Below are 20,473 nucleotides of genomic sequence, written 5' to 3'. Positions count from 1 at the left end.
GGCCCGGTGGGGGGAGGGTCATCCGGAGGTGGTGCGCCGGCTGGCGGCCGCTCTCGGGAAGAAGGAGGAGGACGTGGTCCGTGCGACGGAGTCGTTGGCCCGGGACGTGTCGCTGGACGCGCCGGTGACGCAGGACGGTGAGGTGACGCGGCTGGAGGTGTTGGAGGGGGAGGGTGAGCCGCGGGAGGAGGTGGTGGACCGGGCGCAGTGGGCGGCGAGGCTGCGGGCGAGCGTGGAGGCGGCGTGGCCGGAGCTGGACGCGCGGGAGCGGGCGCTGGTGGAGGAGCGGATGCTGGCGGAGGAGGCGGCGAGCGCGGAGCTGCTGGCTCGGCGTTTCGGGGTGACGGCGGTGCGCATCCGGCAGATCGAACAGGGGCTGAGGGCGAAGCTGAAGAAGAGGCTCACGGCCAGTCTGACGACCTGGGACGCGGAGGCCATGTCCCGTGCCGCATGACGAGGGGAGGGGGCGCCGGGAAAAGGGTGCTTGACGGCCCTGGGAAGGGCTCGATATGAGAGCGCGGCCTCTCGCGGTGACCCGTACGCCCAGGTAGCTCAGTCGGTAGAGCAGGGGACTGAAAATCCCCGTGTCGGTGGTTCGATTCCGCCCCTGGGCACACAGAGTTGAAGAGTTTGGGGCCCTGGACTTCGGTTCAGGGCCCTTTCTTTTTGCCCGGAGCGCCGGACGAACGTCCACATCCCCCAAGGACGCCGTTCGCCGGTTCTACGCGAAGCTCGACGAAGCCATCCGGACCGGCGACTTTGACGTCCTCGATGGAGTCATCCAGCGCGACGCCGTCGACCACAACCCGGACCCGGACATGGAGTTGGGTCGCGACGGAATCAAGAAGGGGTTCGCTGGTCTGCGGACCGCGATGACCGATATCCGCTTCACCATCGAGGACCTCGTCGCCGAAGGGGACAAGGTCGCCTGTCGCGTCACGACCCAGGCCACCCATCACGGGCCCTTCATGGGCTTTGCCCCGACGGGCCGGACAATCTCCTACATGGTCATCGACATCCTGCGCTTCTCCGATGACGGCAAGTTGCTCGAGCGCTGGGGCCTCATTGACGAGGCGACCCTGCGCCAGCAACTCAGCGCGGGTCAGTCCCGCTGACCATCAGTCGGCGAGAGTCCATCGGTCTGTCTGTTCATTCCATTGTGCGCTTCCTCGGTACGTCCAGGGGACCTCAGGCGCCTCTCGGCTGAAGACAAACGCGGTCTCTCCGGGCCTCCGCTCCGCGACTCTCGACGCCAGGGCGCCGGGTTCCGTGAACACGCTCTCTCCCGTGGCGAAGAGGAACAGGTGGCCTTCGTGCCGTCCTGTCTTCGGGGCGGAGGTCAGGCCGAAGCGGTCCATGACCTGCTCGTCCGTGAGTCGTGCTCCGCGCTCGGGGCCCACGCTCTCGGGTGCCACGACCTCGACCAGCAGGGCGATGGGCACGATGTCCACACCTGCCTCTGATGTGGCGTGGCTGGGATTGTCGGACCGGAGGACCCAGCGGCCCTCGTCCTTCACGAGTCGCTTCACCTGATAGGCATATCCCGCTGCATCCGGGACCTGGATGAGCGCCACCTTTCCTTCCATCGACTGGAGTGAGAGGTCTCGTGAGTAGCGCATCACCAGCCAGTCGCCGTTCCGAATGGGCCGCTCTCCTCCATTCATGGAGTCCCCAAATGCTCTCACCGCGAACAGCCCGTCACCCTGGGCCTGGATGCGAAGCCGGACATGTTCCGCTTCTGGCGCCTGCTCCAGCGACAGCCCATGGCTCGCGGCTCCCGCGGCGGCACGCAGGGTGGGAAACGCGACCAATCGCACCGGGCGCATGAAGGCAACCACCTCGGCCTTCACGGGCTCGACCGACCATCCCTCCGTCCGTGGCGTGAAGCGCACGCGAAACGCCGTGCCGGGCTTGCCAGCGCGGTCCCCGAACCATTGCGTCAGGAGCACTGGGAGCCGGTTCTCCTCCGCCCCAGCTGGCTTCGCGACGTTGACGGCTTGCTTCACGAAGTTGAAGCGCCAGATGGCTCCATCCGGAAGTCGGATGTCGGTGATGCCGTCGGGAAGATCCGGACGCTGGTTCCGGTCCGGGAGCATGAGAATCGGATGCCGCTTGTTGGAGATGACCTTCGCCTCGAACGCCATCCCTGGAACCTGACCCTGGACGAGCCGGCGACGACGGTATTGCGCCAGTCGGTACTCGACCAGCTCTCGGGTCATCTCCTCGAAGGCTTCTCGTGTGTCCTCGGACACGGTGAATCGAGGCACGAGCTTGTCTTCCTCGATGCGGAACCACTTGCCATCCTGCGTCCACTCACGGACTGGGTTCGTCTTCCAGTACGCGAGGAACTTCGATGCGTTCGGCTTCCTGGGGTCGTCCAGCGTGGTGACGCCATCGAGGTCCTGGAGCAGCTCGGGCGAACGCTGGAGGATGGAGAGACTCCGGCGAGCAAGCTCGGACAATGACAGTCCTCCCCACAGCGCCTCTGCTTCGAGCAAGGCCTCCAGCAACACCAGCTCGAAGCAATTGCTCATCTGCGTGAGCTCCAGGTTCCGGAACCAACCCGACTCCTGCTTCAGGGCGCGTGCCTGTGCTTCGGTCAGGTCACGCTCCGCTTCCACGAAGTGGAACCAGCCCGCGTACTCATCTCGCTTGCGCAGGGAGGCAGGAGCGTAGCCCGAGCGATAGAGCTCACCCATGGTGGGGCGCTGCCCCCGCAGGGTCCGCAGCTCCCGATAGGCGCGTGCGGCATCCGTTTCCCCCGGAGCCAGGAAGTGTTGAAGCAGCTTCTTGGCTTCCAGGTCCACCTCCACCGAGCAACCCGGAGGGAGCTCGGGCTGTTCGCCATGGACCAGGAAGTCCCGCAGCGAGACGGAACTCCGACCCAGCGCCAGCAGGGTGCGCACCCGGTCGAGGAACATCCGATGGTTGCCCACGAAGTCGATGACGGTGACGCGCTCCTTACCGTCGTGCTTCCGCAGGCCTCGGCCCAGTTGCTGAAGGAAGACCACGGGGGACTCGGTGGGTCTGAGCATCACCACACGGTCGATACTCGGCACATCCACGCCTTCGTTGAAGAGGTCCACCGAGCACACCGCGTCCAGCGTGCCGCTCCCCAGCTCTCGCAGCGCTTGTGCCCGGTCCGCGGAGCCAGGCCCCGAGTACACCGCCGCCACCCGAACACCCTGCGTGCTCAGCCACTGCTGGACGTAGTTCGCGTGGGAGACGGAGACGCAGAACACCAGGGTCCTGCTCGCCGCGTGTTCCTCCCAGGCGCGCCACAGCGTCTTCATGCGTGCTTCCGTCTGGACCGCCTCGGTCAACGCCTCGGGGTCGAAGCTTCGGCTGCGCCACGGGATGTTCTCGTACGGGACGTCGTCCTTCAGCCCGAAGTAGGCGAAGGGCGTGAGCAAGCCTTGCTGGATGCCTTCGCCCAGGTCGGCCCGATAGGCCAGGTGGTCATCGAACAGCCCCAGGACATCACCGTCATCCGCGCGTTCGGGCGTCGCCGTGAGTCCGAGCAGGAACGCCGGGTCGAGACGCGAGAGGATGGCCCGGTAGCTCGCGGCGGCGGCGTGGTGCACCTCGTCCACGATGACGTAGTCGAAGGGCGCGGCTTCTCGCAGTGCCTGGAGCCCGTCGGGATTCGAGAGCTTCTGGACCGAGGCGAACACCAGCTCGCCCGCGAGTGACGACTTCGCTCCGACATACCAACCGAAGCGCAGCGACGGGAACTGGCGGCGGAACGTCTCCGCGGCTTGGACGAGCAGCTCCTCCCGATGGGCCAGGAACAAGACGCGTGGCCGCGCGGCACGCTCCTCGCCGAAGGCCGCGACGTCGAGCGCGGCCAACCACGTCTTGCCGAGCCCCGTCGCGAGCACCACGAGCGCACGCCGGCGACCTTCTCCTCGACTGCTCCTCAGCGCGCGCAGGGCTTCCTGTTGGAGCAGGTGTGGCTGGCGGGGCGGGAGCGCGGGTTCCTGCTCCACGGGGACGACCACGCGTTCAGTGATGCGGGCTCGGCGCGCGTATTGCTCGACCCAGTCCGCTTCCAGTGGCGCCGCCCGCTCCCACCACACCTCGAAGGCGTCGACCACTTCTCGCCAGGCCCTCGGGTCCCGGTCCTGTTCGACGCGCAGGTTCCACTCAATGCCTGTCTTCAGCGCGGACCGCGAGATGTTGCTCGAGCCCACATAGGCCACCGCGAGCCCTGGGCCCTTGAAGCGCCAGGACTTCGGATGGAAGGACGACACGCGCTCCTTCTCCACTTCCACCACGCGTGCTTCGAAGCGGCCCCGGATGCCTCCCTGCAGGACGCTGTCCTCGTCCATCCAGTCGAGCAGGCGGCGCAGGGCCTCGGCCTGGGTGATGGTCAGGTAGTCACCCGTGAGGATGCGCACCCGTGCGCCACGCGCGAGGGCCGCATCCACGGACTGCCGCAGCACGTCCAGCCCGCTGTCCTGCACGAAGGCCGCGAGCACCGCGATGTCCAACGCACGGGAGAAAAGCGGCTCCAGGTGATGAAGGAACGGGTCCTCCAGTCCGCCCGTCGCGAGGGGCTTCGCCTGCGCGGCCAGGTAGTTGCCCTTGCCAGGGATGACATGACGAATGCCGCCACGCGCGTCCGCGACGTCACCCTGGAACCGGGGAATGACGTGCACATGGAGGTGGAACACCGTCTGTCCGGCTGCCGCGCCCACGTTGATGCCGAGGTTGTAGCCGTCCGGCTTCAGCTCCGCGTCCAGCCCCCGCTTCACTTCGTCCACCAGCTCGAAGAGGGCGCGCTGCTCCTTGGCCGTGGCGTCGAACCAGGTGGCCACGGGACGGCGAGGAATCACCAGCGTGTGCCCGGGACTGGCGGGGGATGCATCCCGGATGGCGAAGGCGAGTGTGTTCGAGGCGACCCACTCGGATTCTGGAATCAGCAGGAACGGGGAGGACACCTCGCCACCCTATCCCAGCCACCTGGCTTTTCAGGACGGACCTGATGGGGAGCGCGGTCACCGCGCGGCAGGACTCAGAGTTCGTTGAAGATGAGCAGGCCCCGGGACGTGTCCACGACGTACACGTAGCCGTCTCCCGGGACGCGGATGCCGATGGCGCCATCGAGGATGCTGTCGGTCCGGTTCGGGTCGGACTCACGGAAGGTGTTGAAGTGGGCGATTTCGCGCGGGTGGGTCGGGATGGAGACGTCCAGCACCCGCACTCCCTCGTGGTAGTGGGTGAGGTAGAGCCGCTTGTCCTTCAGAATCATGTTGTGGATGGAGGAGTGGAAGCGGAGGTTGTACGTGCCGATGAGCGGGATGTTCGTGGGGTCCGTGACGTCGAGCACGCGCAGGCGGGTTCCCTGTCCCTCGCCACCCTCGAAGGCGATGGTCCTTCCCGCGAAGGTCCCCACCGCGCCCGCGTGACTCATCGATGAGCTGTTCTCCGTGTCGAAGGTATAGGTCCCCAGCTCGCGAGGGTTCATCGCATCCTTCACGTCGAAGACGACGTAGCCCGAGCTGAAATGGTTGATGTAGAGCCGGTCCTGATAGGCGAAGGAGTCGTGCGCCGAGGGGATATAGGACGTCGTGTCGGAGACGACGAAGCGGTTGAGCAGCACGGGCTCCAGCGGCGTGGAGATGTCGAAGATGAGCGTCTCTCCGTGCGGCGCGGGTCCGGGGGACACGGCATAGAGCCGGTTTCCATCCCCGAAGAAGGTATGGACGTTGAGGGGCGCGCCTCCCGGCACGCTGCGCACGAAGATGGGGTCCGCAGGGTTTGTGATGTCGAAGACGACGACCCCCGATTTCTTGCTGGCGACGTAGAGCGCGTTGTCTTTCGTCCATGCGGCATTCCAGTAGGAGTCTCCCGGAAGGGAGATGTTCTTCTTGAGGACGGGGTGGCTCGGGTCGCTGACGTCGAAGACCGTGAGCCCACCCTGGGTCTCCGCGATAAGGTCGATGGACACGACGTAGGCGTGCTGATGGGCGACATAGACGTCCGCGTGCGTCCCGGTGAGTGGGATCGACGTTTCGGAGATGAGGCGCAGGCCGCCCGAGGACTCGGCTTCACCTCGGGCCCACGTCATCCTCGCGGCCTCGAAGGTGCCCCAGCTGCCGGCCTTCCCATTCGCACAGCGGACGAAACAGCCTGTCACCAGTCCAGAGGAGGCCTGACGGCCACAACCGACGAGGACCGTCTGCCGGGAGACGTCTCGCTGGGTGTACCGCGTGGAGAGGGTGAAGCGCCCCGGCACCTGCTGCCTCGTGAGCGGTGTGCCGTCCAGGGTCCCCGTGCTGCCATCCTGGGGCACCCGAACGCCCACGAAGTCGGGGAAGCCCAGGTCATGGCGCACGTCCACCTGGTAGATGCCGTGCGCATCCAGGGCGTCGAGCGAGCTGAGGTCACACCTCGACAGGTCGAAGAGCGACGGGTCGTCGCAGTCGACGACGGTGCCTCGCGCCGGGGTGAAGGAGCAGGGTGCATAGGGGCCCCGGTCGACCCAGTCCGTGGACTCGACGAGCGGCGTGTACGTTCCATCCCACGGCTCCACGGGCGGGGGAGGCGGCTCCACCGGCCCTGGCTTGTCGGAGCAGGCGAAGCACAGCAAGGCACAACCAATGACAACAACGGCAGGGGACGGTGAACCGAGGGCCATGGCGCGAGGCTCCTTTCGATTGGCGAGGTCCAGAACGGACACCGCGACCGAAGCGAGCGATTAGCGCAGGATTCCAATCCGGGCATGTATGGCAAATCCCTTAGCCCGGCGGGATGAGATTCACCGGACAAGGATTGTTTGCGCATTGGCGCGGAGCGCGCGCCGCACCGATGCGTGGTCCCTGCTCGGAGTTACGGAGAGCCCGGCCAGGGAGTCGTGGCCTGGAGCACGGCCTCTTCGAGCGCGGCCGTGCGCAGCTTCGAGACGTGCTGGTACTCAGGGTCCATGGCCATCTGCAGGAACGCCGAGCGATTGGGGTAGCGGACCAGCAGTACCGCGTCCCAGAGCTGGCCGGGTTCACCCACCAGCGGCGTGGAGCAATCCCCCACATAGAGCGGCTGGCCCCCGACCTTCTTCAGGAACGGCAGGACGGCGTTCGCGTACTCCTTGTACGTCGTGCGGCCTCCGTCCTGCTTGAAGCGCACGAGGTTCAACATGACCACGGGCCCTCCCGTGTCTTCCTGCTTGAACCGTTGGATGTCGGAAATCTTGGGGTCGACGGCCATGGATTTCTCCTGGAGAAGAACGGTGCGGCCACTATCGGGGCTTCGTGTCCTTCGGTTTCGGTGGGTCCTCATCGAGTTGCTTCACATCCCAGCCACCACCCAGCGCCTTGATGAGGTTGACGGCGGCCACCATCCGTTGCCCCCGGATGCTTACCAGCTTCTGCTCGGCGCTGAAGGCCGTGGTCTGCGCGACAATCACGTCGAGGTACGTCGCCGTGCCTGCTTTGTACTGGTTCGTCACGATGTCCACGACCTGTCGGGCCGATTGGACTCCTTCCTCCTGCAGGATGACCTCCTGCTCGAACACCCGGAGGGACACGAGGGCGTCCTCGACATCCTGGAACGCGGCCAGCACCGTCTGCCGGTAGTTCGCGACGCTCTGGTCATACTGCGCTCGCGCCGCATCGGTCTGCGCCGTGCGCAAGCCTCCGTCCAGGAGCGTGGCCACCAGTTGGGGACCGAGTGACCACACCAGTGACGGCGCGCTCAACCACTGCGCGAGCGCCAGGCTGCTGAACCCTCCGGACGCGGACAGCGTCAGCGATGGAAAGAAGGCGGAGATGGCGATGCCAATCTGCTCATTCGCAGCCGCCGCGGCGCGCTCGGCCGCCGCGATGTCGGGACGCCGCTCCAGCAGCGACGAAGGCAGTTGCGCGGGAATCTCCGGCGGCGTCGCTCGAAGCGGCTCGCGGGCAATCGCGAAGCTCGACGCGGGCTCGCCCACCAGCACCGCGATGGCGTGCTCGAACTGGGCCCGCGCGATTTCGTTCTCGGCCGCGGACGCCCGCGCCAGCAGCCACTGCGTCTGGGCCTGGAGCACATCCGTGCGGGCGGCGACACCCTGCTCGTAGCGATTCTGGGTCAGCGTGAGCGAGTGCCGGTACGCCAGGACGGTCTCATCCAGCAACTTCTGGGTCGCATCCAGCGCGCGCAACTGGAAGTAGCTCTGCGCCAACAGGGCCTGCGCGGACAGCTTCGCGTTCGCCAGGTTCGCGGCCGCGCTCTGCGCGGAGGACTTCGCGCCCGCCACCTGCCGACGCACACGCCCCCAGAGGTCGGGCTCCCACGAGGCATCCAGTGAGGCGCTGTAGTCATTGCCGATGCTGCTCGTACCGGTATCCACGCCCGTGCCGCGTCCTCGGCCCCGGGAGCGCCCCGCCGACACGGAGGCGCCGAGCACCGGGTACGCCCCGGCGCGAGCCTGTGCGACCAACGCCCGGGCCTGCCGATAGGCCGCCTCGAACCCCGCGACAGTCTGGTTCGCGAGCGCGACTCGCTCCTCGAGTTCGCTCAACCTCGAATCCTCGAAGACCGCCCACCACCCTCCGCGCTCGTGGTGGTCGCTGGGCTGCGCGGGCTTCCATCCCTCCGCCGCTTCCTTGAAGTGCTCGGGTACCGCCACCTGGGTCCGCTGGTAGTTGGGACCCACCGCGCAGCCGCCGAGCATCACCGTGGCGAGCACCCTGGCCCCAAGGATGAGCGCTCGAGCGCGGCCCATCCCGTGTGGGCCGCTGGCCAGGCATGAAGCCAGACTCGCTGACACGATGGATGCGCGGGCGCGGCCCACCCCGTGGGGAATGCTGGTGGGGCATGAAGGCGGACTCGCTGACATCGTGTGCTCCCGAATCACGGACCATTCGGAGTGACGTGGGGGAACAACCGGGTGCGCTGTCGGCGGACCCAGTGTCCGAAGGTGTCCAGCGTCAGGTAGATGACCGGCGTGGTGTAGAGCGTGAGGACCTGACTGACACACAGGCCCCCGACGATGGCGACCCCCAGGGGCTTGCGCAGCTCGGAGCCGACGCCCGTTCCCAACGCGAGCGGCAGCGCCCCGAGCAGCGCGGCCATCGTCGTCATCAGGATGGGCCGGAATCGCAGTTGAGCCGCCTGGTAGATGGCCTCGCGCGGGCCCAGTTCACCCCCGCGCTCCGCCGCCAACGCGAAGTCAATCATCATGATGGCGTTCTTCTTGACGATGCCAATCAGGAGGATGATGCCAATCAACGCGATGATGGAGAGCTCCAGCTTGAAGAGGAGCAGCGCGAGCAGCGCCCCCACTCCCGCCGACGGCAACGTCGAGAGGATGGTGATGGGGTGGATGATGCTCTCGTAGAGAATCCCCAGCACGATGTAGACGGCGAGCAGGGCGGCGGCAATCAACAGCGGCTCGGAGGCGAGTGAGGCCTGGAATGCCTGCGCCGTGCCGCTGAAGTCGCCGCGCACCGCCGCTGGCAGCCCCAACTGTTGGACCGCCGCTTCAATCTCCGTCACCACCGTGCCCAGCGATGTCCCTGGCAGAAGGTTGAAGGACAGCGTCAACGAGGGGAACTGTCCCTGGTGGTTCACGGAGAGCAGCGTGTCGGACGCCGCGAACCGGGAGAACGCCGCGAGCGGCACCTGTCTGCCACTCGCGGAGGCGACGTAGATGTCATTCAGGCTCTCCGGGCGCTGCCAGAAGCGGTCCTGGACGACCATGACCACATGGTACTGATTGCTGGCCGTATACATCGTCGACACCTGCCGCTGGCCGAACGCATCGTAGAGCACGGTGTCGATTTGCGCGGGGGTGATGCCGAAGCGGCTGGCCGTGTCGTGGTCCACCGTCACGTAGGTCTCCAGGCCATGGTCCCGTTGGTCGGTGTTGACGTCGGAGACGCCGGGGATTTGTTGAAGTCGGGCCATCACCCGAGGCCCCCACTCACTCAGGACGTCCAGGCTGTCGGCGGAGAGGGTGTACTGGTACTGCGCCCCGCCTTGCCTTCCTCCAATCACCAGGTCCTGCGCGGACTGCATGAACACGGAGGCTCCCGGCACCACCGCCAGCTTGCCGCGCAGCCGGTTGATGACCGCGTCCGCGTTCGTCTTGCGCACCTCCAGCGGCTTGAGCGTCACGAAGAACGAGCCGGTGTTCGCGGAGCTGCTCGCGCCGCCTGAGCCTCCCAACGTCCCCGACACGGCCTCCACCCCGGGGTCCTCTCCGATGATTTTCGCGTACCGCGTGAACTTCTGGGCCATCGCGTCGAAGGAGATGTCCTGCTCCGCCTGGACGCTCGCGCTCAGCCGGCCCGTGTCCTGCTGTGGGAAGAAGCCCTTCGGCACGAAGATGAACAGCGACACGTTCAGCCCGATGGCCACGAACAGCACGAACATCAACAGCCCGGGATGCCGCAGCGCCCAGTCGAGGCTCCTCGCGTAACCGTCACGCAGCCGCTCGAACAGCCGGGGATTGAAGCGCGAGGAGGACTTCGCCCGGGGAGAGCGCGCTTTCAGCAGCCATGAGCACATCACGGGCGTCACGGTCAGCGACACCAGCAGCGACACCAGGATGGCCACTGACAGCGTGACGGCGAACTCGCGAAACAGGCGACCGACGATGCCCTGCATCAGGAGGAGCGGGATGAACACGGCGATGAGCGAGATGCTCATCGACATGACGGTGAAGCCGACCTCGCGCGCGCCTCGCAGCGCCGCCTCCCGGGGGGGCACCCCTTCTTCGACGTGCCGTTCGATGTCCTCCAACACCACGATGGCGTCGTCCACGACGAAGCCCGTGGAGATGGTCAGCGCCATCATCGACAGGTTGTCCAGGCTGTAGCCCAGCAGGTACATCACCGCGAAGGTGCCGAGCAGCGACAGTGGCACCGCCACGCTCGGAATCAGGGTGGCGCGCACGCTTCCGAGGAACGCGTACACGACGAGAATGACCAGGGCGACCGCCAGCAGCAGGGTGACCTCCACGTCATGGAGCGAGGCCCGGATGGTCGTCGTGCGGTCCATCGTCACCGTCATGTCGATGCCCGCCGGCATCTGCGCCTGGAGGACCGGCAATATCTCCCGGATGGCGTCGACCGTGTCGATGACGTTCGCCCCGGGCTCCTTGAAGACGACCAGGAGGACCGCCTGCTTGCCATTGGCCAGGCCCAGGCTGTGGACATCCTCGACGTTGTTGTCGGTGACGTCCGCCACGTCCTGGAGCCTCACCGGCGCGCCGTTCCTGTAGGCGATGATGACCGCGCGGTACTGCTCCGCGGTGAAGAGCTGGTCGTTCGTCTGGAGGGAGTACGTCAGGGGCCCCTGGTCGAGCTGTCCCTTGGGCCGGTTCGCGTTCTGCGCGGCGAGCGACGTCCGGACCGCATCGAGCCCCAGCCCGTTCTGATTGAGCACCGTCGGGTTCACCTCGACGCGCACGGCTGGCAGCGCGCCTCCTCCGACAATCACCTGTCCGACGCCGCTCACCTGGGACAGGCTCTGCTGCAAGCGGGTGGACGCGAAGTCATACATCTGGCCTCGCGTGAAGGTCTCCGACGTCAGCGCGAGGAGGACGATGGGCGCGTCCGCGGGGTTCACCTTGCGGTAGCTCGGGTTGTTCGGCAGGTTCGTCGGCAGGTTTCCCCGCGCGGCGTTGATGGCCGCCTGGACGTCGCGCGCCGCTCCGTCGATGTCTCGCGACAAATCGAACTGCACGACGATGCTCGTCGAGCCCAGGTTGCTGGACGACGTCATCTGGGTGATGCCGGCGATGCGGCCCAACTGCCGCTCCAACGGAGTCGCCACCGACGTGGCCATGATTTGCGGACTGGCGCCGGGCAGCTGGGCCTGCACGGAGATGGTGGGGAACTCCACCTGGGGCAGGGGCGCGACGGGCAGCAGCTTGAAAGCCAGCGCCCCCATCAAGGCGATGCCCACGGCCAGCAGGGAGGTGGCGATGGGGCGACGAATGAAGGGCGCGGACAGGTTCATTCCGTCTCCCTTGCCGGCGTGTGCGGCCCGGTGTGGCGGGAGAACCAGGTGGAGGCCCTGCGAGAGAGGCCGTCGAAGCCCAGATAGATGACAGGGGTGGTGAACAGGGTCAGCACCTGGCTGACGGCCAGCCCTCCGATGATGGCGATGCCGAGCGGCTGACGCAGCTCCGACCCCATTCCCCCGCTGAAGGCGAGCGGCACGGCGCCCAACATCGACGCCAGCGTCGTCATCAGGATGGGCCGGAAGCGCAGCAGGCAGGCCTCATGGATGGCTTCACGCGCGGTCTTCCCCCTCGTGCGCTCGGCCTCCAGCGCGAAATCAATCATCATGATGGCGTTCTTCATCACGATGCCGATGAGCAGGATGATGCCGATGATGGCAATCATCCCCAGGTCGATGCCGCACACCAGCAGCGCGAGCAGCGCTCCCATTCCCGCCGATGGCAAGGTGGAGAGGATGGTGATGGGGTGGATATACGATTCGTACAGCACCCCAAGCACGATGTAGACGACGACGATGGCGGCGAGCACGAGGAAGCCCTCGTTCGCGAGCGAGTCCTCGAACGTCTTGGCCGTGCCCTCGAAGTTCGTCTGCACCGAGGCGGGCATCCCTATGGCCTGCCTTGCCTGGGCGAAGACATGCACCGTCTGTGACAGGGAGGTGCCCGCCGCCGGATTGAAGGAGACCACCGCCACCGGGAACTGTCCCTGTCGGTTGATGGTGAGCGGCCCCACGCCCTGGGACACCTTCGTGAAGGTCTCCATGGGGACCGGGCCTCCCGTGGCGGACTGGAGATAGATGGCATCCAGCGCGAGCGAGGCGCGCTGGAGTCGAGGCGCGGCCTCCAACACCACGCGGTACTGATTCGACTGGGTGAAGATGGTCGACACCTGGCGCTGTCCGAAGGCGTCATAGAGCGCGTCGTCGAACTGCTGCGTGGTGATGCCCAGGCGCGCGGCGGTGTCTCGGTCGAGGTGGATGTTCATCCTCAGTCCACCCTCCTGGAGGTCGCTCGACACCTCGCCCAGCTCGGGCTGCTGCTTCAGATAGGCGACGAGCCGCCCCGTCCACAGGGAGACCTCCGCCGCGTCCGGAGAGCCGAGGCTGTATTGGTACTGCGTGCGGCTCACCCGGGTGTCGATGGTCAGGTCCTGCACCGAGGAGAGAAAGAGGTTGATGCCAGACACCTGGGCCAGCTTCGGGCCCAGCCGGGTGATGACCTGGGCGGCGGTGACGTCCCGCTCGCCCAACGGCTTGAGGTTGATGAGCATCCTCCCGCTGTTCAGCGTGGTGTTCGTCCCGTCGATGCCGATGAAGGACGACAGGCTCTCCACGGCCGGGTCCTGGAGGATGACCTCCGCCAGTGCCTGCTGCCGCTCGGACATGGCGGAGAACGAGATGGACTGGGGCGCGTCGGAGATGCCCTGGAGCACGCCGGTGTCCTGGACCGGGAAGAAGCCCTTCGGGATGGCCCAGAGCAGCAGCGCGGTGAGCAGCACGGTGGACAGGGCCACGAGGAGTGTCAGTCCCCGGTGGTCCAGCACCCAGGTCAGCGCGACGTCATAGCGGTCCACCACCCGCTGGAAGCCGCCCCCCACCACCCGCTCGAAGCGACTCTCCTGGCCCGGAGGACGGTGCTTCAAGAGCCGCGAGCACAGCATGGGCGTGAGCGTGAGCGAGATGACGGCCGACAGCAGGATGGTCACCGCCAGGGTGATGGCGAACTCCCGGAACAGCCTCCCGACGACGTCCCCCATGAAGAGCAGGGGGATGAGCACCGCAATCAAAGAGACAGTCAGGGAGAGGATGGTGAAGCCAATCTGCTTGGACCCCTTCAGGGCCGCCTCCATGGGCGGCGTGCCTTCCTCGATGTAGCGGGAGATGTTCTCAATCATCACGATGGCGTCGTCGACGACGAAGCCGGTGGCGATGGTGAGCGCCATCAACGTGAGGTTGTTCAGCGAGAAGCCCAGCAGGTACATCGCGCCGAAGGTGCCCACGAGCGACAGCGGCACCGCGACGCTCGGGATGAACGTGGCCGGGAGGTTGCGCAGGAACAGGAAGATGACCAGCACCACGAGCCCGATGGAGAACGTCAGGTCCCATTGGACGTTCTTCACCGAGGCGCGGATGGTCGTCGTCCGGTCGGTCAGCACCACGACCTTCACCGTGGCGGGCAGCGTGGCCTGGAGGCTCGGCAGCAGCTTCTTCACGCTGTCGACCACTGCAATCACATTGGCGCCCGGCTGCCGCTGCACGTTGAGAATCACCGCGGGGACCTGGTTCATCCACGCGGCCTGTCTCACGTTCTCCGCGCCGTCGAAGACGTGCGCCACGTCCGACAGCCGCACGGGCGCCATGCTCCGGTACGCGATGATGAGCGGCGCGTAGTCCGCGCTGGCCAGCAACTGGTCATTGGAGTTGATGGTGAAGGCCTGACGTGGACCATTGAAGCTGCCCTTGGGGGTGTTCACGTTCGCGGCGGCCACCGCGGTGCGGACGTCTTCGAGCGTCAACCCGTAGGCGGACAGCGCGGTGGTGTTCGCCTGGATGCGGACCGCGGGACGCTGACCGCCGCTGATGCTCACGAGCCCCACGCCAGGCAGTTGGGAGATTTTCTGGGCGAGCCGGGTGTCGGCGAGGTCCTCGACCTGGGGCAGCGGCATCGCCTGGGACGTGAGGGCCAGCGTGATGACCGGCGTGTCCGCGGGGTTGACCTTGCTGTAGACCGGCGGATTCGGAAGGTCGGTGGGCAGCAGGTTGGTGGCGGCGTTGATGGCGGCCTGGACCTGCTGCTCCGCGATGTCCAGGCTCATCTGGAGCGTGAACTGGAGCGTGATGACGGACGCGCCCTCGGAGCTCGACGAGGTCATCTGGCTCAGGCCCGGCATCTGCCCGAACTGCCGCTCCAGCGGCGCGGTGATGGCGGAGGCCATCACGTCCGGGCTGGCGCCCGGGTAGAACGTCATCACCTGGATGGTGGGGTAATTGACCTCCGGTAGCGCTGACACGGGCAGCAGCCGGTAGGACAGCACTCCCGCAAGCAGCAGCGCCAACATCAACAGCGACGTCGCGATGGGTCGCAGGATGAAGGGATGGGACATCTAGCGACCGCCGTCGGGTGCTTCGTGCCCGGCGTCCATCCCGCCCTGTCCGCTTCCGCCCTGGCCCAGGCCGGGCGCATGCGCTTGAAGCCGGACGTGCGCGCCGTCGGTGAGCTTGTCGGCGCCCTCCACCACGAGCCGCTCGCCCACGCTCACGCCTCGGGTCACCACGGTGTCGTCCAAATCCGTGGGGCCGAGCGACACGGGTCTGACGCGGACGGTGTCATCCTGCTGGATGATGTAGACGAAGGGCCCCTGGACGCCGTGCTGGATGGCCGCGGTGGGGATGACGGTCGCATCGCGGAGCACGTCGATGCGCAGCCGCGCGTTGACGAACTGCTGGGGGAAGAGCTTGTAGTCGCGGTTGAGGAAGTCCGCGCGCAGGCGGGCCGTGCCCGTCGTCGGGTCGATTTGATTGTCGACGGTGGCGAGGGTTCCCCGCGAGAGCAGGTGCTGGTCGCCTCGGTCATAGGCTTCGACCACGAGTGTCTGGTGGGCCTCCAGCTTCGCGAGGATGTCCGGCACGCGGTCCTCCGGCACGGAGAAGATGACCGTGATGGGCTGCAGGCTGTTGACGATGACGATGCCCGTGGTGGAAGCCGCGTCCACGATGTTGCCCGGGTCGACCAGGCGCAGGCCCACGCGCCCGGCGACGGGAGAGGTGATGCGCGCGTAGGTGAGGTTCAGCCTGGCGGAGGCCACCGCGCCCTCGTCTGACTTCACGATGCCCTCGTACTGCTGGACGAGGGCCGCCTGCGTATCGAGCGTCTGTTTCGCCACGGAGTCCTGCGCGAAGAGGGTGGTGTATCGCTGGAGGTCCAGGCGGGCGTTCGCGAGCAGGGCGCGGTCCCGGAGGAGTTGCCCCTGGGCCTGCTCCAACTGGACCTGGAAGGGCCGGGGGTCTATCTCCGCCAGCACGTCTCCTTCGTTGACGAGCTGGCCCTCCTTGAAGGCCAGGCGCATCAACTGTCCGTCGACCCGGGGGCGCACCGTGACGGAGTGGGTCGGCGTCACCGCGCCCAGGCCGGCGATGTAGACGGGGACGTCGCGGGCCCTGGCCGTGTCGGGGACGACCTGCTGCGGGCGATTCTGCCCCGCGTCCGGTCCGTGTGCGCCCGCTGTCGCCGTGTGGCCCGCGGCGGCGTCACCTCGTCGCCGGACCTGGAGGACGGCGACGAAGACGAGGATGGCCAGGGCCAACACGAACCAGGGCCAACGCCTGCGCCTGGGTGGGTGGGGAGGTGGCGTGCCATCTCCACCAGGGGGGACATGCTCGGGAGCAGGGCTCGTGTTCATACGCCCGTGGGAGAGGCAGCGTCCTGCTGGGGCCCGGAGAGTGGATACGGGCCCGGTCCCCTTCAAGCGCCACGGGCGGACAGGGTCTCTGTCCCTGGCCAACGGTTCACACGGCCCGACGGCTCGCGGAGAGGCGAGCGGGCGTCTTCGTGCGAAGCGGGGTGCACGAGGGGCCCGGGGCGGGGTAGAGAGGGGACTCGGAGGCGTGAAAAGCGATGGACGCGAATGCAGTGGCGGAGCTGGAGAAGGCGGGCGTGAGGGTGGACGCTCCGGACCGGCTGTTTGTCGCCGTGGAGTGGGAAGACCAGAAGCACGTGGTTCCCGTCGGCGCTCGCGCCCTGGTGCGGGCCGGTGAGGTGACGACGCATGTCACCCTCCAGCCCATCTCCAAGCTGTGGACCGGTGACAAGAAGCCGCCCAGCTTCGTGAAGACTCCGCCCCCCGAGTACCACCCGTTCTTCATCCTCATCGAGGCGACCGCCGCCGGCTACTGCCGCGCCGTGCGCAACACGGAGACCGACCAGGAGTTCGAGCGGCTCTACCGCCACCTCGCCCGGCGCCCGGACGGCACGGACCGCAATCCCCTGTTCTCGCACCTCCAGGGCGCCGCGCGCCTCTACATGTCCCTGCGCGACGTGAGCAAGGACGAGTTCGAGGCCGTCATCCACCGCCTCTACCAGTCCGCGAAGCACCACCAGACGCACGTCGGAAGCATCAACTACTTCCAGGACGTGCTCCGCGGCGTGCTCGGGGCCTGAGTTGGAGGAGGGGCGCTCCTGGACGTGGGGCGCCCTGGCTTGTCTTCAATCGATGAAGCGGCGTTCCCAGCGGCGCAGCTCCGCGGCGTGCTCGGCGCCCGCGAGTCGCTGCTCGTGAAAGAGCCAAGGCTCCAGTGTGGTGGCGAGTTTCCGATACGCGGACGGCACGGCGCCGTGCTCTATGTCTCGTGCCTCGGGTTCTGGAGAGAGCACGATGGCGACTCGCTCGTTGCTCAAATCCAACACGGTGGCCCCTGTCGAGCGCAGTTGCTCACGGAGTTCCACCGCGCCTCCTGCCGCGCTCAGTACCGGCTCTCCCAGGAGTGTCATCCAGGAAACCGTGCTGATTCTCGTTCCGAGCTGCCAGGCAAGCCGGTCCATCCGAGGGAGGTCCATCCCAGGATATCCGCGGCACCACTTCCAGACCTCGGCCTCGATTCCCACCAGGTCCATGTCGCAGTTGAATGCGAGCCCCGCGTGCCCGGAGTTGAAGGGGAGGGGCTCGGCCAGCTCCAGCACCAGCGTTCGTAGGGCCTCGGGGCCCGCCTCCTCCAGATACTCCGTGGGAAGCCAGAAGCTCACCACGCATACCGTGTCCGACGTGGCACTGGTCGTTGGTCGACGACCGCGATAGTCGAAGCGATACCGCTTCTCACCCGTGGCGTCCCGAAGGTCCAGGACCGCGCCATGGGGCTCGAGGAGCTCGTCTCGAATGCTGTTCCAGCCTGCCTGGTCAACGGGCTCCCAATCTCCTGCCTCTTCGTCGTAGCGGCTCAGTGCGCCCGAGGGAACGACGCGCCGATAACACTCCAATGCGCGCAGGACGGCGGGGGCCACCTCCGCATGGGGACGGCGCATGTAGAAATGGATGTGGAGCGAGTCTCGAATCACGAGCGCTCCGCTGGTCGCGTGAACGCGAATGCGAGGACGACGCTCAGTCATCGCACGATTCCGAGTCGAGGGACGATGCGCAAGGCGCGCACTCCGAGCACCTGCTCATACAGCTCTCCTTGGTGGAGGCCTTGATGGCAGTGCCCCTTCGGCTATTTGCGCCAGGGGGGAGCTTCGTCGACGTTGGTGCATGGGAACTTGAAGTCGTAGACGGCTTGCGCCTGCCCGGGGTGGCCCGCATGGATGACGACATCGGGAACGAGCGTCCCATGAAGCTCACCTCCATTCCCGGATTGCTTCAGCGCCTGGATGTCCGCCTCGGTGATTACCTTCGTCGTGCCGGTGTTCGTGTCATGGCGATAGCAGGGCTCCAGGCTGAAGCCCCCCGGGCGCAAATGCGTCAGCGCAGCTTCGGCACAGCGCAGCGCTTCTTCGTGCATCTCCATCCCGAGCAGCATGGCCCGGCTCAGGCTCCTGCCCGAGGCGTCTCGTACCAGTTGCTTGCACTCCTCTCGCGTGGGTATCGGACCCGCGAACTCCTCGCGATGCGCCAGGAGGACTTGCGAGCGTGACTGGTCCGCACACCTCACGAGTGCCTCTTCGATGCGGGCCTTCGTCCCTCCGTCCAGAATCCGAAGCGCTTCATGAAGCGAGGCTCCCAGTGTGGCCGCGGCATGTCCTGGTGCCTGGATGAAGTCCTTCCCGGCAAGGGCGACACAGGTCTGCGTCTGTTGACGGCAGGTGTTCGAGACCGTGTCGAAGCGATAGCTGCTTGCTCGCTGAGCGGGTGTCGTCGCGCAGCCAGCGAGGAGCAAGGAGAGGGATGCCACGCACAGCCAGCGAGAAGCGGGCGGCTCGAGAGTGAGGGAGACGTGACTTGTCGAGGACATGGGGCGTGAATGAACTCTTGGACCTGGTGGCGAGGGCTCCTGCACCGTGGGTATGTGCGAAGGTAGCCCATGCCCAGTTCCGGTGGACGCGCCGCGGCGTGCTCGGGGCCTGAGCCTCACCTGTCCTCCGAGGTAGGTACGGGGGGCTGAAACTGGAATATCGTGCGCCGCCGCCCGTTCGTGGGCGTCTTCCTCTTCGACAGGAGCACGGATGTTCCGTCAGTCCCTCCTCTGGACGTCGTGCCTGGCGCTGCTGGTGGCTCCCGCCGCCGACGCCCAGGCGCAAGGCAAGGCGGCCTCCAAGCCCGCCGCCACGTCCACCCAGAAGCTCGGCGCCAACGTCGAGACCCGCACCTTCAAGAACGGTCTCAAGGTCATCGTCTGGCCCGACCACGACATCCCCAATGTCGCCCTCTACAACTGGTTCCGCGTCGGCAGCCGCAACGAATACCCAGGCATCACCGGCCTGTCCCACTTCTTCGAACACATGATGTTCAACGGCGCCAAGAAGTTCGGCCCCGGTGAGTTCGACCGCGTCATGGAGGCCAACGGCGGCTCCAACAACGCCTTCACCTCCGAGGACGTCACCGTCTACCAGGACTGGTTCCCTCGCTCCGCGCTCGACATCATCTTCCAGCTCGAGGCCGACCGGCTCCAGCACCTCGCCTTCGACCCCAAGGTCATCGAGTCCGAGCGCGGCGTCGTCTACTCGGAGCGCCGCTCCAGCGTGGACAACAACAACATGGGCGCGCTCATCGAGCAGGTCCAGGCCACCGCCTTCGTCGCCCACCCGTACCAGTTCCCCGTCATCGGCTGGCCCTCCGACATCGAGTCGTGGCGAATCGAAGACCTCCAGCGCTACTTCAAGACCTACTACGCGCCCAACAACGGCACGCTCATCTTCACCGGCGCCGTCACGCCCGCTGAAATCTTCACGCTCGTCGAGAAGTACCTCGAGCCCATCCCCGCCCAGCCCGCTCCCGAGCCCGTCCGCACCCTGGAGCCCGAGCAGCAGGGCGAGCGCCGCGTCGTGGTGAAGAAGGTCTCCCAGTCCCCGCTCCTCCAGATTGCCTACCACGGCATGTCCGGCAAGGACGCGGACCAGGAAGCCCTCACCCTCCTGCTCAACATCCTCGGCGATGGCGACTCCTCCCGCCTCCACCGGCGCCTCGTCGAGGAAGAGCGCGTCGCCATCCGCGCCAGCACCATGTACTCGCCCGGCTTCGACCCGAGCCTCGTCTGGCTCACCGCCGACCTCCCCACCGGAGGCGATTTGACGCGCGCCGAGGCCCTCATCACCGAGGAGCTGGCGCGTGTGGTGAAGGACGGCGTCACCGACGCGGAGCTGCGCAAGGCTCGCAACATCACCCTCGCCAACTTCTGGCGCTCGCTGGAGACCATCAACGGCCGCGCCTATGCGCTCGGCTCGTCCGAGGTCTTTCGCGGCGACTACCGCAAGGTCTTCGATTCCCCCGCCCGCTTCGAGCGCGTCACCCGTGACGACATCCGCAAGGTCGCCGCCCGCATCTTCGTTCCCGAGCATCGTACCGTCGGCTGGCTCGTCCCCACCGAGGCCGCTGAC

At 66.8% G+C, this 20,473-nt stretch carries 12 protein-coding genes, 1 tRNA gene and 1 pseudogene; 5 read left to right on the top strand and 9 right to left on the bottom strand.

Annotated features, from left to right (window positions below; genetic code table 11):
- The 3 genes and pseudogenes from HUW62_RS34750 to HUW62_RS34740 all read left to right on the top strand — a co-directional run.
- A pseudogene (locus tag HUW62_RS34750) lies at positions 1 to 454 on the top strand (RNA polymerase subunit sigma-32); the annotation flags it as partial.
- Positions 455 to 541: 87 nt separating this feature from the next.
- A tRNA-Phe gene (locus HUW62_RS34745) sits at positions 542 to 614 on the top strand.
- Entirely contained in the window at positions 585 to 1,115 is a 531-nt protein-coding gene (locus tag HUW62_RS34740) for an ester cyclase (protein ID WP_176436871.1), read from the top strand. Before HUW62_RS34745 ends, HUW62_RS34740 begins: the two co-directional genes overlap by 30 nt.
- 3 nt (positions 1,116 to 1,118) lie before the next feature.
- On the opposite strand, the gene HUW62_RS34735 is transcribed toward HUW62_RS34740, so the two are convergent.
- The 7 genes from HUW62_RS34735 to HUW62_RS34705 form a co-directional block, all read right to left on the bottom strand.
- Entirely contained in the window at positions 1,119 to 4,943 is a 3,825-nt protein-coding gene (locus HUW62_RS34735) for a DEAD/DEAH box helicase family protein (RefSeq protein WP_176436870.1), read from the bottom strand.
- 74 nt (positions 4,944 to 5,017) lie between these two features.
- Positions 5,018 to 6,643: an LVIVD repeat-containing protein gene (locus HUW62_RS34730; protein ID WP_176436869.1), complete on the bottom strand. Its 1,626-nt coding sequence runs from the start codon at positions 6,641 to 6,643 to the stop codon at positions 5,018 to 5,020.
- Between the two features lie 191 nt (positions 6,644 to 6,834).
- A complete protein-coding gene (locus tag HUW62_RS34725) occupies positions 6,835 to 7,209 on the bottom strand; it encodes a DUF1330 domain-containing protein (protein ID WP_176436868.1) in 375 nt (124 codons plus the stop codon).
- Positions 7,210 to 7,240: 31 nt separating this feature from the next.
- Positions 7,241 to 8,707, bottom strand: a complete 1,467-nt coding sequence (locus HUW62_RS34720; protein WP_176436867.1) for an efflux transporter outer membrane subunit — start codon at positions 8,705 to 8,707, stop codon at positions 7,241 to 7,243.
- 128 nt (positions 8,708 to 8,835) lie between these two features.
- Positions 8,836 to 11,949 (bottom strand): multidrug efflux RND transporter permease subunit, encoded by a 3,114-nt coding sequence (locus HUW62_RS34715; RefSeq protein ID WP_176436866.1) that lies wholly within the window; start codon positions 11,947 to 11,949, stop codon positions 8,836 to 8,838.
- On the bottom strand, positions 11,946 to 15,056 hold the full coding sequence (locus HUW62_RS34710) for a multidrug efflux RND transporter permease subunit (protein ID WP_176436865.1): 3,111 nt from the start codon (positions 15,054 to 15,056) through the stop codon (positions 11,946 to 11,948). The genes HUW62_RS34715 and HUW62_RS34710 overlap by 4 nt, the downstream gene beginning before the upstream one ends.
- The gene (locus HUW62_RS34705; RefSeq protein ID WP_176436864.1) at positions 15,057 to 16,259 is read right to left on the bottom strand and encodes an MdtA/MuxA family multidrug efflux RND transporter periplasmic adaptor subunit; all 1,203 of its coding nucleotides are present in this window, start codon (positions 16,257 to 16,259) and stop codon (positions 15,057 to 15,059) included.
- 308 nt (positions 16,260 to 16,567) lie between these two features.
- On the opposite strand from HUW62_RS34705, the gene HUW62_RS34700 reads away from it, so the two are divergent.
- On the top strand, positions 16,568 to 17,110 hold the full coding sequence (locus tag HUW62_RS34700) for a hypothetical protein (protein WP_163863165.1): 543 nt from the start codon (positions 16,568 to 16,570) through the stop codon (positions 17,108 to 17,110).
- A 45-nt stretch (positions 17,111 to 17,155) separates the two neighbouring features.
- Here the strand turns inward: HUW62_RS34700 and HUW62_RS34695 are convergent, their stop codons facing one another.
- The gene (locus HUW62_RS34695) at positions 17,156 to 18,001 is read right to left on the bottom strand and encodes a type VI immunity family protein (RefSeq protein ID WP_176436863.1); all 846 of its coding nucleotides are present in this window, start codon (positions 17,999 to 18,001) and stop codon (positions 17,156 to 17,158) included.
- A 152-nt stretch (positions 18,002 to 18,153) separates the two neighbouring features.
- Positions 18,154 to 18,591: a hypothetical protein gene (locus tag HUW62_RS34690; protein WP_176436862.1), complete on the bottom strand. Its 438-nt coding sequence runs from the start codon at positions 18,589 to 18,591 to the stop codon at positions 18,154 to 18,156.
- Between the two features lie 511 nt (positions 18,592 to 19,102).
- Between HUW62_RS34690 and HUW62_RS34685 the strand changes: the two genes are divergently transcribed.
- Positions 19,103 to 20,473, top strand: a 1,371-nt coding sequence (locus HUW62_RS34685) for a pitrilysin family protein (protein WP_176436861.1), incomplete at its 3' end; no start/stop codon positions are given.

It is taken from the genome of Myxococcus sp. AM011, from assembly GCF_013372595.1.
Taxonomy (GTDB): Bacteria; Myxococcota; Myxococcia; order Myxococcales; family Myxococcaceae; genus Myxococcus; species Myxococcus eversor.
This window is presented reverse-complemented; position numbering and strand designations above follow the sequence as displayed.

What these genes read in the sequence shown, in the direction of transcription:
- HUW62_RS34730 (WP_176436869.1), bottom strand. Translation starts at nt 6,643, where the DNA reads ATGGCCCTCGGTTCACCGTCCCCTGCCGTTGTTGTCATTGGTTGTGCC.
- HUW62_RS34710 (WP_176436865.1), bottom strand. Translation starts at nt 15,056, where the DNA reads ATGTCCCATCCCTTCATCCTGCGACCCATCGCGACGTCGCTGTTGATG.
- HUW62_RS34720 (WP_176436867.1), bottom strand. Translation starts at nt 8,707, where the DNA reads ATGGGCCGCGCTCGAGCGCTCATCCTTGGGGCCAGGGTGCTCGCCACG.
- HUW62_RS34725 (WP_176436868.1), bottom strand. Translation starts at nt 7,209, where the DNA reads ATGGCCGTCGACCCCAAGATTTCCGACATCCAACGGTTCAAGCAGGAA.
- HUW62_RS34700 (WP_163863165.1), top strand. Translation starts at nt 16,568, where the DNA reads ATGGACGCGAATGCAGTGGCGGAGCTGGAGAAGGCGGGCGTGAGGGTG.
- HUW62_RS34715 (WP_176436866.1), bottom strand. Translation starts at nt 11,949, where the DNA reads ATGAACCTGTCCGCGCCCTTCATTCGTCGCCCCATCGCCACCTCCCTG.